The sequence below is a fragment of the Paraburkholderia sp. BR10923 genome, assembly GCF_040948765.1.
Lineage (GTDB): Bacteria > Pseudomonadota > Gammaproteobacteria > Burkholderiales > Burkholderiaceae > Paraburkholderia > Paraburkholderia youngii.
Genome location: NZ_JBFPKO010000002.1, coordinates 314,135 through 326,358, shown reverse-complemented (window position 1 = coordinate 326,358; position 12,224 = coordinate 314,135). Strand labels below are relative to the sequence as shown.

Genomic DNA, 12,224 nt, shown 5'->3' with positions numbered 1-12,224 from the left:
TGAGATGCCGACTCAGGCAGCGGTCCAGTCGAGAATCACCTTGCCGCTTTCGCCGGAAAGCATCGTCGCGAAGGCTTCCTGATAGTCGTCGACCTTGAAATGGTGCGTGAGGATCGGTGACAGATCGAGGCCGCTTTGCAGCATCGCGACCATCTTGTACCAGGTCTCGAACATCTCGCGCCCATAAATGCCCTTGATTTCGAGGCCTTTGAAGATCACCTGAGTCCAGTCGATCGCGGTTTGCGCGGGCGGAATGCCGAGCAGCGCAATCTTGCCGCCGTGGTTCATCGCTTGGAGCATGTCCGTAAACGCGCTCGGCACGCCCGACATTTCGAGGCCGACGTCGAAGCCCTCGGCCATGTGCAGATCGTGCATCACGTCGCGCAACGATTCGCGCGACACGTTCACCGCGCGCGTCGCGCCCATCTTGCGCGCGAGGTCGAGGCGATAGTCGTTGACGTCGGTGATCACGACGTTGCGCGCGCCGACGTGCTTCGCGATGGCGACCGCCATGATGCCGATCGGCCCCGCGCCGGTAATCAGCACGTCCTCGCCGACGAGGTTGAACGACAGCGCCGTATGCGTCGCGTTGCCGAACGGATCGAAGATCGCGGCCAGATCGTCGGAGATTTCGGGCGGAATCTTGAACGCGTTGAAGGCCGGAATCACCAGGTATTCGGCGAACGCGCCCTCGCGATTCACACCGACGCCGATCGTGTTACGGCACAAATGACGGCGGCCCGCCCGACAGTTGCGGCAGAAACCGCAGGTGATGTGTCCTTCGCCCGACACGCGATCGCCGATCGCAAAGCCGCGCACTTCCTGCCCCATCTCGACGATTTCGCCGACGTATTCATGGCCGACGTGCATCGGCACCGGAATCGTCTTTTGCGCCCAGTCGTCCCACTTCCAGATATGAATGTCGGTGCCGCAAATCGCGGTGCGCGTGATGCGGATCATCACGTCGTTGTGCCCGACTTCGGGCTTCTTCACGTCGGTCAGCGTGAGGCCCGGCCCCCGTTCGAGTTTTGCCAATGCTTTCATCTGCTTCTCCGTTCCAATCACGCGGCGACTATGCCTGGATCACGCCAAGCTCGCGGCCGACGCGCGCGAACGCGTCGACGGCGCGATCGATCTGCTCCGGCGTATGCGCGGCGCTCATCTGCGTGCGGATGCGCGCGCGGCCACGCGGCACTACCGGAAACGAAAAACCGATCACGTAGACGCCTTGCTTGAGCAGCGCATCGGCCATTTTTCCGGCGAGTTGCGCGTCGCCGAGCATCACCGGAATGATCGGATGTTCGCCCGGCACGAGCGTGAAGCCGAGCGCGCTCATCGCGTCGCGAAAATGTGCGCCGTTTTCGCGCACCCGTGCGCGCAATTGCGCGCCTTCATCACTGGCGAGCAATTCGAGTACCTTGAGCGATGCCGCTGCGATGCTCGGCGTCAGCGTGTTCGAAAACAGGTACGGGCGCGAGCGCTGCCGCAGCAGCTCGATGATCTCCTTGCGCGCCGCGACATAGCCGCCCGATGCGCCGCCGAGCGCCTTGCCGAGCGTGCCGGTAATGATGTCGATGCGCGACAGCACTCCGCAATGCTCGGGCGTGCCGCGGCCGTGTTCGCCGATGAAGCCGACCGCGTGCGAATCGTCGACCATCACCAGCGCGCCGTACCGGTCGGCCAGATCGCAGATGCCGGCGAGGTTAGCGATGATGCCGTCCATCGAGAACACGCCGTCGGTCGCGATCAGCTTGAAGCGCGCGCGCGCCGCATCGGCCTCCTGCAGACGCGCTTCGAGATCGGCGAGGTCGTTGTTCCTGTAGCGAAAGCGCTTCGCCTTCGACAGCCGCACGCCGTCGATGATGCTCGCGTGATTCAGCTCGTCGCTGATGATCGCGTCGTTTTCGTCGAGCAGCGTTTCGAACAGGCCGCCGTTCGCGTCAAAGCAGCTCGAATAGAGAATGCAGTCGTCGGTTTGCAGGAACGCGGCGAGCGCCGCCTCGAGTTGCTTGTGCACGGTTTGCGTGCCGCAGATGAAGCGCACCGACGCCATGCCGAAGCCGTCGTTATCGAGGCCCTGCTTGGCGGCTTCGATCAGCCGGGGGTCGTCGGCGAGACCAAGATAGTTGTTCGCGCAGAAGTTCAGCACATCGCTGCCGTCGGCGAGACGCACGTCGGCCGACTGCGGGCTCGCGATCACGCGCTCGCTCTTGTAGAAGCCGTCGGCGCGGATCTGGTCGAGGGTGCCGCGCAGATGGGCAAGGTATTGGTCACGCATGAACGGGACTCCTGAGGGTGACGGCGCCCGCGTTCGCTTGGGCGCGGGAAGGGCGGCCTGTTATAGTCGGTTGTCAGCTTTATCGGATTTTTTCGTTTTTCCGAACTAAAATCCGATATATCGAACAACTCTAAACGATGGGTCAGGAAATGGCAAGTTCGGGTACACGCCGCGCCGCGGCCACTGCGGCGTCCACCTCCGCTAGCGCGGCATTGCTGCCGAATGCGGCGATTGCGGCGCCGCCGCGCGTCGGCGAGCAGATTCAGCGGCTGCGCGCCGAGCGGCGCATGACGCTCGACGATCTGTCGCGAGCGGCCGGCGTGTCGAAATCGATGCTGTCGGAAATCGAGCGCGACAAGGCCAATCCGACGATCGCGGTTGCCTGGCGGCTGACCAACGCGCTCGGCGTGAGCCTCGATTCGTTGTTTGCGCCGCCGAAGTCGCCCGAGGCGATCGCCGTTTCGGGACCGCACGATATTCCTACGCTAAGCGGTCATGAAGCGAAATACCAGTTGCGTGTGTGGGGCCCCATCGAGCTGGCCGGCAAGTTCGAGTGGTACGAGCTGACGCTGCAGCCTGGCGGGGCACTGGTGTCGAACGCGCACGAGCCCGGCACGCGCGAGCATTTGACCGTGCTGCACGGTTCGATCGAAATCGAGGCGGCCGGCGCGACGAAGCGGCTCAAGGTCGCGGACACTGCGCGCTACGTCGCGGATGAACCGCACGCGATCCGCAACGTCGGCAAGAGCGAGGCGAAGGCGCTGCTAGTGGTGATTCACGGCTAGGCCGTTCGGCCAGGTTGCGCCTGATACTGTATGTTTGTACAGTATCAGGTGTCGATTGGAGCCGAGAATGAACAACCTGAAAACCGACCCTACCGATCAAACGCTCGCCGCGCTGCGCTACCAGACCGCCGCGCGCGATCTCGAACATATCGTGCGCAGCATCGCCGCGCGCTACATCGTCAAGCAGGTGCCGCTCACGTGGCGTCTGCTCCATGCCATCGAAGCCGAGGCGCTGGCCGATCTCGGTTTCGCCAGCCGGCACGACGCGCTGATGCTCGGGCTGTTCCAGCGCCCGTCCGATCTGCCTTATCCCGAAACCGATGACAGCGTGGATTTCGGCACGTCCAATGCTTTGCCCGCCGTTTTTGCGTTTGCCGTCAATGCGTACGAGGAAGCCGCGCGCTGCGCGGCGCTGCCACGGCCGGTCGATGCGCCTTTGAAGCGCGCCCGGGCATGGGGCGGCTGATGGCGGCGCCATGTCGGGATGGCTCGGATTGTCATCCGTTCCTCGAAGTCGGCCGTGCTGCGGTGAGCGCCTACAATACGCGGACTGAACGGAGCAACTAACAGAAGGATGCCCATGTCACCTCCCCATCTGTCCGACCCCGTTCCCCGTCCCGCGCCCTCTACCGATCTGTTCGATCAGCAACGCGAAGACTGGCGTCGCGACCCGCAGGTCGCGTTCGATGCGTGGCTCGCGAAGCAGCATTTCCGTCGCTCTTCGGCGTTGGTCTATCAGGCGCAGTGGGGGCAGTTTCTCGATTGGCTCGGCGCGCGGCAACAAAGCCTCGCGACGGTCGACACGCCCGCGATCGCCGAATTCGTCGCCGGCCTCGAGATCCGCAAAACGCAACGGGTCCGCTATTTACGGCTTATCGAGCGGGTGCTCGATCACGTGCGCGAGATCGAATCGGCGTCGACCAACCCGGCGCGTTTCATTGCTCAGGATGGGCAAGCCGCGTGGCGCAATGCTCGCGACAACGAGCCGACCGGGTTTCTCACGCATGCGGAACGCACAGCGTTGATCGCGCGATTGTTCGCGCCGTTGCCGGCGTTGTCGACCGCACAGCGCTGGAGAGAGCGACGCGATCGCGCGCTGATCGCCGTGTTTCTGGGTGGAGGACTGAAGACGGGCGAAGCGGGAGCGCTTACGGTTAGTTGCGTGAGAGAGGGCTCGCCGTGGGTCACGATCGAGTCGCCGAATCCGGTGCTGACGCGGCGCACACGGCTCGCGCCGTTCGCAACGGCGATTCTCGACGCCTGGCTCGCCGAACGTCGGCTAACGGAGTTGGCCGGCAATCTCGTGTTTCCCGCGTCGCCGTCCGGCAGGCCGATGCACAAGGCCACGATGCTGCGCGCGGTGGATGCACTCGTCGACGCAGCGGGAATTGCCGCATCGCGCCAATCGCGCGCGAGTCCGCAGACCTTGCGCAACACGTTTGCGGCAGACCTTTTCGAAAGCGGAGTCGAGGCCGAACAGGTCGGTCAATGGCTCGGCTTCGTGCAGGCGGTGTCCGCGAACCGGCTGTACCGCGCGTGGCAAACGTGGATTGATCAGCAGGATTCGCCCGCGACAGAGGAGCCCGATCCGGCGGCGGCGCCGTTGGCCGAGCCCCGGCGTGACGGGCGTTTGACGAGGCAAACGGGAGCCGGCGAGCCCTGAAAAACCTCACCTTTACGCTCCCGAATTTCCTCACCTTTGACGGTTTTTCCGTTGGATTGGCCGTTTCTGGTTAACGGATCGTGTGCACGGAGCGGGACGACGGCGCGGTGGACGCATCGTTCGACAGAAACTGGTTCACCGCCGCGAGCCGCGATTCGCCGAGTCCGGAGGAGTGCTCGCATTCCGGGCACAACAATTCGAAACGGTGATCGACCTGCGACAGCTCCGGTTCACCTTCCTCGCATTTCGGGCATCGCGCGGGCAGCGTCACGTGGCCGTCGGCCGCGGTGCCGATCATGCTCAACTCTTTGCTCGTGAGCCGCCCCTCGGTGACCAGCGAGCAAAGCAGCACGGCGATGGCCGGATCGATGCCCTGCTGGCCACGCAGGGCGGCGACTTCTTTGGTCAGCGCATCGACTTCGTCCGACTGCTCGCGCAGCTGCGCGTCGAGCCGGTCGCCGCGCGCCTTGGCGGCGGCAATCTGCTGAATGAACTCGAATTCCTTGCGGCTCGCGTCGCGCACGCCTGACTGATACGTCGCGGCCATGCTGCGCAGCGAATCGAGTTCGACCAGCATCGGCTTGACCCGCCGCTCCGCTTCGGCGACCGCATCCTTGATCTGCTGCGCATAGTGCTCGGTGCTTTGCCGCAATTCGACGTGCAACGCGTCGATCCGGTCGCGCAACGCCGCATTGGTGGCCTGTTCGTTTTCGAGCCGTTGCCGCAGCGCCTCGTTTTCCTGGTCGAGCCGGCGCGTGGTTGCCTGCATACCTTCGAGGTGAACGCTGCCGTGCGTAGTCGCGCTCGATAACTGAGCTTCGAGCGCGCGAACCCGCTCCCACGCGGCTTCGGCGCGCGCTTCGCTGCGCCTGATAGAGTCGTCGGCCGCATCCCGACGAATTTCGGCGTCGCGTACGCGAAGTTCGGCGGCGCTGATCTGCGCGCGGATCTCTTCACGTTCGGCATCGAGCGACGCTTTGGCCTGCACGACCGCTTCTTCGAATAGCGCGCCCAGCAGTTCGCCGGCGCGATCTTCAAGTGCCTTCGGTATTGCGCCTGCTCCCACTTTGACCCGCGAAACGTTGCGGATGCGCTCCCAGAAATGATCGATGTCTTTCGGGATGTCGCTCGCGCTGCCGATTTGCGTGAGATCGCGCACGGCCGCCATCGATGGCCGGATGCCGAGATCGAAAAAGAGCCGTTTGCATGCATGCAGTGAAAGATCCTGGCGGCGCACGCCCTGCGCACGCATCGATTCAAGCTCATTGCGAATGGCTTGCCGCTCCTGATCCAGATTCATGTTTACCTCGATGTGGCTCGAATTGGATGGATCATAACAATTTACGTAGTGTTTGCTACCGATTTATGAGTGGCGGACGGATTGCCGTATACAGGCGGAGTTTTGCAGGCAAATCGCGATAGTAAACACGTCCGCGCCTTTTGTTATCGTGAAACAAAACGAAGAATAGCCAATAAGCCATTGTATTAGAAGCGCTTTGTTAGATTCTCCCGGGATCGCGCACTGTTTCACGATTGATCACCGGTGGCTGTGGGTTGTAAGACCCGTGTCTCACGGGACTCGCGGGTCCAAGGCTTGAGAGTAATAAAAGTAAACACCTTTGAACCCTTGTTAAAAACGTTAACGCCACGTCAAACCCTTGTCTGGCGGGGCTTTCAGCCCGGCAAGGTGAAGCTTTGCGGGAGACTTGGTGAGGGTCTGCGGGAAACTCGAGTGATGAGGTTCGGGGAACTCGGTGAGCGGGTCCGGGATAGAACGTGAGCGGGTTCAGGAAACGCCGTATACGTGGGGTTCGGGCAGAGGTGAGGTTTTGCGGGACCTCATGACCGCGAAGCGCCCGACAGCCCTCAAAAGTACCCATTCGGTTCGGGGGCCACCAAGGTGAGGGTTTTCGGGACGCTCGCGAGCGTGGTTTTTCGGGGCTTTTTTAGGGTGGTTAACCCCTTAGGTGAGCGCTGGCGGGAGAGAACATGAAACGAAGGTGAGATTTTTCGGGGCCCGGTGGCCAATTTTGCTTTCTTTTTGAGCATCCAGACCGCTGAGGTGAGGTTTTACGGGAGCGAAGATGAATTGTCACGCGTCGACGACCCAAAAGACCGCCTGGCTGGAATCGCTCGCGATTGGAAAGGTGAGGGGATTCGGGCGCCGGCTGATGAGGCGGATCCGCGAGCTGGTTTAGCCGGCGATTTTGCCAAAGGTGAGGCTTTTCGGGACACCCTGGCTTTGATTGCGAGCGTTAAGGTGAGGAAATTCGGGACCCAAATGGAGGCTGCGGGCCGGAGATGCCCGGCTGATGGCAATTGGCGGGAGTAGGTATACCTGGTCTCTGATCGCAAAGGTGAGGCTTTTCGGGGGGTCTGTGGAAGGCGATGAAAAGTGCTGCGGTGCGAAAAAGCCGGCTTAAGGTGAGATTTTACGGGGACACCCCCGGTTCGAACATTCGGTGGAATTGGCGCAAGCTATTGAAATTATGGAAATTTTTCCTTTCCGACACCAAAGGTGAGGGTTTTCAGGAGTTCTCAGGACAGGGACGTTTGGACCTCCAGCAGCCTCAAAGGTGAGGCTTTTCAGGAGATCACATTTGGGAAATGCGGTACTGGCGCGACACAAACACGTGTCGTGTTGTCCCGTTCGGCGGTGCTGCGGTGAGAGTTTTCGGGAGCACCGGAGTGGTGAGGATTTGCCTACGGCTCGTCTCCCCTTCTACGGCAGTTCGGTCGAAGCTCGAAGTCGCAAACGATGGTTAACGGGGGCGGGTGTCTCGGCGGTGCCGGTTGAGTCGTCAGTAGAGGCGCCGCGCAGTCGAACGTTGCTCGCCCCCGTCGCGCCGCGGGTCCGATACCGTGCGTGAATTCCATTTATTGATGCGGAGTTTGCGTCGCCCGGCAGCACGCGAGAATCGACGAAACCGTCGCGAGGCCGCACGACGAAGTCCCACCGGCTCCAGACACCGTCCGTTTACACGACGTCCCGAAAAATCCGCGAAAATTTTTGAGGTGAGAAGATTCGGGATCAGGTGCTCCCCCTTCCGGTACGCAGCGAAACGGGCTGGATTCGCAAACGCCGCGACCGGCAAGGAGAGCCCGATCCTCGTGGCGCGCGGGCGAGGTGAGGGTTTTCGGGACTTGCTCGAGGTGAGGTGCGCTTCGTAAACTCGCTTCACCGGCAATGGTGAGATGCGCGCTATAGACGCGTATCACCACAGCCGGTATGCTCTCGCGAAATCCCCTCCCTCACCTCGACGCATGGCCACGAAGCGCGCGAAAAAGACCGATGTTGTCAGCCCGAGCTCGGCTGAGCTGCGCAAAGCCGTCGAGGCAATTGCGATCCAGCCCAAGAGCGGCAAGATCACGTTGCTCACGCGCAAGCTCTTTAACGTTCTGCTCGCGGTGGCCCAGCAAGCGGATGAATCGGGCGACACCTATCGGGCGCTGCTGTCCGACATCGTCGCTAATTCCGCGTTCGATTCCAATGACACCGCGCTCGTCAAGGAGCACCTGCGGCGCATGGTGTCGGTGCAGGTCGAGTGGAGCACCGGCACCTCGAGTCAGAAGCCCGGCCGCAAATGGGGTATTTCGACGCTGATCGCGGACGCGGAAATTCTCGAAGATCCGACCACGCGTCGCGTCTGGGTCGAGTTTTCGTTTGCGCCGAAGATCAAGAAGAAGCTGCTCGATCCGGTTCAGTATGCGCGGCTAAGCCTGCAGTTCCAGAGCCAGCTGCGCAGCAGCGCGGGCCTCGCGCTCTACGAGATCTGCGTGCGCTACCTGACCAACCCGAGCCATCTGACGATGCGCGAGACCTGGGAATGGTGGCGGCCGATTCTGTCGGGCACGCCCGATACCGAAGCCGGCGACGAGGCGAAGCGCGAGTACAAGTATTTCAAGCGCGACTACCTGCGCCCGGCCATCGCCGAAGTCAACGCGGTCACGAACATTTTCGTCGAACTGATCGAGCATCGCGAGGGTCGGCGCGTCGCCGAAATCCAGTTCCGCGTGACCGAGCGCAAGCAGCCGATGCTCGCGCTCGACGAACATCCGAACGTGTTCGACAGCACGCTGGTCGACCGGATGGTGAAGATCGGCATTCCGCTGAAGGAAGCGCAGACGCTTTACGCGGACAGCGAAGAGAACCGGATCCGCGCCGCGTTGCAGATGACCGAGCAGCGGATGCGCAGCACGTCGCTGCCGCCGGTGCGTAGCGCGCCGGCGCTGTTCAAGGATGCGTTGAAGAAGGGCTATGCGCCGCCGGTCGAGGCGCTGCCGGCTGGTGGCGGCACCAGCAAGGCCATGGCATCGCCGGCCGACGATCTGAAGGCGCGTCTGCTCGGCGAATACTCGGCTTACCGTCGCAAGCAGGCCTACGAGTTGTACAACGAACAGGGGGAGTCGGAGCGCGATATCGCACGGCAATCGTTCGAGGAAGAAGAATTGCCGGGGCTCGGCACGCACATGCGCGACGACTGGCGGCGTCGCGGGCTCGATTCGAAGATCGTGGAAACGGCGTTCTTCGACTGGCTCGCGCGCAGGACCTGGGGCGAACCCACCGACGGCGATCTGCTCGCCTTCACCCTTAACCAGTCGCGCGCGGCCTGATGGGTCGATAACGGCCTTTGAAAGACAAGGGGCGGTGCAAGCGCACCGCCCCTCATGTTTTACTTCAGCATCTTCTCAATCTGCCGCAGGATGTCGTCACGCTTTTCACGCGTGAGGCCTTTCAGGCGCAACTCGAGTCGGTCGTCCCCATATGATTTCAGATCGCCGACCGACACACCACCAAGCTTGATTTCCAGACGTTGCGCATAGCGCTGCCGGCCCGCCGGTTTGGTGCTTTCCTGCGCGGTCGCGCGCCCCTTGACGATGTCGGCGACCTGGCGTGTGCTCAGATCGTCGGAAAGGATCCGGTTGATCAGTCGCAGCGTCGCGTCCGCGCCGCGAGCCGTGTGATAGCGGCCGACCTGGTATGCCATGTTCGAGCCGAAGCGGTCAGGGCGCGCGACCATCTCCTGCATCACGGTTTCCGGCAGCTTGGCGATGGACAGCGCGACTGCGACCGTCGATTCGTCGAGCCCGAGATGTTCGGCCAGTTCCTTCTGGCTCTGGAAATGCCGCTCGTCGAGAAAGCGTCGCCACACGATTGCGTTGTCGAACACGGTCTGCGAGTCGCGCTGCACGTTGAGGTCGTAGCCGAGCTTGTAGCTTTGGATGCCGATTGGCAGATCGATGACGATCGCTTTCACCGACTCCTTGTTCGCTTCTTTCAGCGCGCGCACGCGTCGGCCGCCGTCACTGACGAAGTAGGTGCCAGGGTTGTCGTAGTCGGGAATGACGTGAATCGCCTGTTGCTGCCCCTGCTTCGCCAGATTGACGGCAAGCTCGGCAATCGACGACTTCACATAGAAGTACCGTGGATTGAACGGGCTTGGCTTGATGGTCTTGAGCGCCAGTTCGATGATCTGGCCGGGACGATAGCCGTGCTCGAGCCGCCATGCGCGGTAGGCCGCCGATTCGTTGTCCGGATCAGGGATCTCGGCGTCCTGCAGACGCGACGGCACGACGGCCGGAATCGGACGCCCGGCGATCGCGGAGTTTTTCGCGTCATTTTTAACCAGGCCGTCGATCGCATTCAGACGGTCGAGTGCGGTGCGCTTTTCACTGCTAGTCGTGTCAGGACGTGCTTGAAAGCCTTTGGCGAATTGGGACGGTTTCATTCAGGGTCCTTTATGCGCATAAATTCACGGGAGCAAGGCGGCGATCTCGTTGGCGCACGCCCGTACTTCGAGCGCGGCGAGCTTCGCGCCGCGGTCGTTCATCTGAAGCACCGTTTGCCCCAACGCCATTGCCTGCTTGTAGGCTTCGCGCGTGGGAATCTGGGTCTTGAGGAGAGGGAAGCCGAGTTCTTCGAGCGCGCGCTTCAGCTCGCGCGTCAGCATCCGTTTCTCTTCTGTCTTATTGAGCAGGAACACGGCACGCAGGTCTTCGTTCATGACCTGCGCCTGCTGAACGAGCTTGACGAGGCCGATACTCGACCAGTAATCGGCGGGGGACGACGAAGTTGGGATCACCGCGACGCTCGCTGCAAGCAGGACGACGCCGGAGACTTTTTCGGTGATGGAGGGCGGGCAGTCGACGACGATGATGTCGTAGTCCGCCACGAACTTCTTGATCTCGCGATGGATCTGGCTGCCTGCTTCGGACAGGTTGACGACGGCGAATGGAATACCAACGTCGCCGTCGGAGGCGCTGGCCCAGTGGATCAGAGTGTTTTGGCCATCCGCGTCGACGACGAGAACGCGTTTGCCTTTCTCGTGAAATGCAGCGCCGAGATGCATCGCGATGGTGCTCTTCCCGACCCCGCCCTTCTGCTGTGTTACCGCGATGATTTCTGCCGCCAAATTTCACCTCCTCTTTTTAGACGCAAATGGATTTTACCTGGTTGAATTGCTATTTCAAATCATTTGAGTAAGGGAAATTCGGAAATAGGCCATTCGGCAAAGGGTTTATGCGCATAAAGAGGCATCAGCAGTTGCCCCGGGATCTTGTGGGGTGTCAGGGCAGGAATGGACTGAGGCTTAAGCGTTGCTGATCGCTATCTCTCGGAGGGGACGGGACGAGAGGAATGAGTGCTCGCGTGCTGCGTACCCAGTCGTCGGCAACTAGTCGCGATTCGCGAGCTGATCTCGCGGAGAAAAGGAGTGCCCACATCCTGGCGACCCAAGGCAGGCCAGACTTTATGCGCATAAAGTTCGCGCGGCAATTGACCCGGTGGAGCATTCGCCATCGAGTCGTCCGAGGCGGCTCCTTCGCCGTCGCGGCAGCAAGCGGCAAACGTGGGGGCGGCGCTTCATCAGCAAGTGAATATAGGTTGTAGAGGGTATTGCGCCCGCGCAAGCAAATCGCAGGCTCGATGAGAACTGACGCTGCGAGCATTAAACGATACCGGCTCACCTCGGAAGGCAGCATCGGTTTATGCGCATAAACCGACCCACCCTACCGATCGTTCAAACAACGCGCATGCCGGGCAATCATCCCGCGCCACGCCATCAAGTCACCCGCTAAAATTCCCGAACCCTTCTAACCGTCACAGCAACCTTCAACGGCGCAAGCCCTCAACCCAGCCATGATCACCATCTACCACAACCCGCGCTGCTCCAAATCGCGCGCTGCCTGCGAACTCGTCGCGAACACCTACAACTCCGCAAACGAACCGACGGAAATCGTCGAATATCTGAAGAAGCCGCTGACCGTCGCGGAGCTCAAGAATCTCAATGCTCAACTCGGCTGTGCGGTCCGCGAAATGATCCGCGACACTGAGGCCGAATATAAAGAATTCAATCTCGCCGACCCGTCGCTGACGGACGCCCAGCTCTATGAAGCATTGGCGAAGCATCCGATTCTTTTGCAACGACCTATCGTCGTGAGAAACGGGCGTGGCGTCATCGGCCGCCCACCCGAAAATGTCGCCGCGCTTTTCGACTGA

General features: G+C 61.5%; 10 protein-coding genes. 5 read left to right on the top strand and 5 right to left on the bottom strand.

The features are described from left to right. Positions 1–12 precede the first annotated feature (12 nt). Together tdh and AB3X94_RS04945 are read right to left on the bottom strand one after the other, a co-directional pair. The gene (tdh, locus tag AB3X94_RS04950) at positions 13–1,044 is read right to left on the bottom strand and encodes an L-threonine 3-dehydrogenase (protein WP_368589635.1); all 1,032 of its coding nucleotides are present in this window, start codon (positions 1,042–1,044) and stop codon (positions 13–15) included. A gap of 28 nt (positions 1,045–1,072) precedes the next feature. Further along, the gene (locus tag AB3X94_RS04945; RefSeq protein ID WP_368610915.1) at positions 1,073–2,278 is read right to left on the bottom strand and encodes a glycine C-acetyltransferase; all 1,206 of its coding nucleotides are present in this window, start codon (positions 2,276–2,278) and stop codon (positions 1,073–1,075) included. Between the two features lie 137 nt (positions 2,279–2,415). Here AB3X94_RS04945 and AB3X94_RS04940 point away from each other — a divergent pair, with 137 nt between their 5' ends. From AB3X94_RS04940 to AB3X94_RS04930, 3 genes are all read left to right on the top strand, one after another. Continuing rightward, positions 2,416–3,063, top strand: coding sequence for a helix-turn-helix domain-containing protein (locus AB3X94_RS04940; RefSeq protein WP_368610914.1), 648 nt, complete (start codon positions 2,416–2,418; stop codon positions 3,061–3,063). 67 nt (positions 3,064–3,130) lie between these two features. Continuing rightward, positions 3,131–3,529, top strand: coding sequence for a DUF2471 family protein (locus tag AB3X94_RS04935; protein WP_368610913.1), 399 nt, complete (start codon positions 3,131–3,133; stop codon positions 3,527–3,529). Positions 3,530–3,643: 114 nt separating this feature from the next. Further along, complete coding sequence (locus tag AB3X94_RS04930; protein ID WP_176107093.1) at positions 3,644–4,726, top strand: site-specific integrase; 1,083 nt, start codon at positions 3,644–3,646, stop codon at positions 4,724–4,726. Between the two features lie 70 nt (positions 4,727–4,796). Here the strand turns inward: AB3X94_RS04930 and AB3X94_RS04925 are convergent, their stop codons facing one another. Further along, a complete protein-coding gene (locus AB3X94_RS04925) occupies positions 4,797–6,026 on the bottom strand; it encodes a DNA-binding protein (RefSeq protein WP_368610912.1) in 1,230 nt (409 codons plus the stop codon). A 1,964-nt stretch (positions 6,027–7,990) separates the two neighbouring features. On the opposite strand from AB3X94_RS04925, the gene AB3X94_RS04920 reads away from it, so the two are divergent. Further along, positions 7,991–9,340, top strand: a complete 1,350-nt coding sequence (locus tag AB3X94_RS04920) for a replication initiation protein (RefSeq protein ID WP_176107091.1) — start codon at positions 7,991–7,993, stop codon at positions 9,338–9,340. 59 nt (positions 9,341–9,399) lie between these two features. Here AB3X94_RS04920 and AB3X94_RS04915 read toward each other — a convergent pair whose 3' ends face one another. Both AB3X94_RS04915 and parA read right to left on the bottom strand, forming a co-directional pair. Continuing rightward, entirely contained in the window at positions 9,400–10,455 is a 1,056-nt protein-coding gene (locus tag AB3X94_RS04915) for a ParB/RepB/Spo0J family partition protein (protein ID WP_176107090.1), read from the bottom strand. A gap of 24 nt (positions 10,456–10,479) precedes the next feature. Then, a complete protein-coding gene (parA, locus tag AB3X94_RS04910) occupies positions 10,480–11,139 on the bottom strand; it encodes a ParA family partition ATPase (protein WP_176107089.1) in 660 nt (219 codons plus the stop codon). Between the two features lie 725 nt (positions 11,140–11,864). Here parA and arsC point away from each other — a divergent pair. Then, entirely contained in the window at positions 11,865–12,224 is a 360-nt protein-coding gene (gene arsC / locus AB3X94_RS04905; protein ID WP_368610911.1) for an arsenate reductase (glutaredoxin), read from the top strand.

Coding starts and splice junctions, on each gene's coding strand:
- tdh (WP_368589635.1), bottom strand. CDS start 1,044: ATGAAAGCATTGGCAAAACTCGAACGGGGGCCGGGCCTCACGCTGACC.
- AB3X94_RS04945 (WP_368610915.1), bottom strand. CDS start 2,278: ATGCGTGACCAATACCTTGCCCATCTGCGCGGCACCCTCGACCAGATC.
- AB3X94_RS04940 (WP_368610914.1), top strand. CDS start 2,416: ATGGGTCAGGAAATGGCAAGTTCGGGTACACGCCGCGCCGCGGCCACT.
- AB3X94_RS04935 (WP_368610913.1), top strand. CDS start 3,131: ATGAACAACCTGAAAACCGACCCTACCGATCAAACGCTCGCCGCGCTG.
- AB3X94_RS04930 (WP_176107093.1), top strand. CDS start 3,644: ATGTCACCTCCCCATCTGTCCGACCCCGTTCCCCGTCCCGCGCCCTCT.
- AB3X94_RS04925 (WP_368610912.1), bottom strand. CDS start 6,026: ATGAATCTGGATCAGGAGCGGCAAGCCATTCGCAATGAGCTTGAATCG.
- AB3X94_RS04920 (WP_176107091.1), top strand. CDS start 7,991: ATGGCCACGAAGCGCGCGAAAAAGACCGATGTTGTCAGCCCGAGCTCG.
- AB3X94_RS04915 (WP_176107090.1), bottom strand. CDS start 10,455: ATGAAACCGTCCCAATTCGCCAAAGGCTTTCAAGCACGTCCTGACACG.
- arsC (WP_368610911.1), top strand. CDS start 11,865: ATGATCACCATCTACCACAACCCGCGCTGCTCCAAATCGCGCGCTGCC.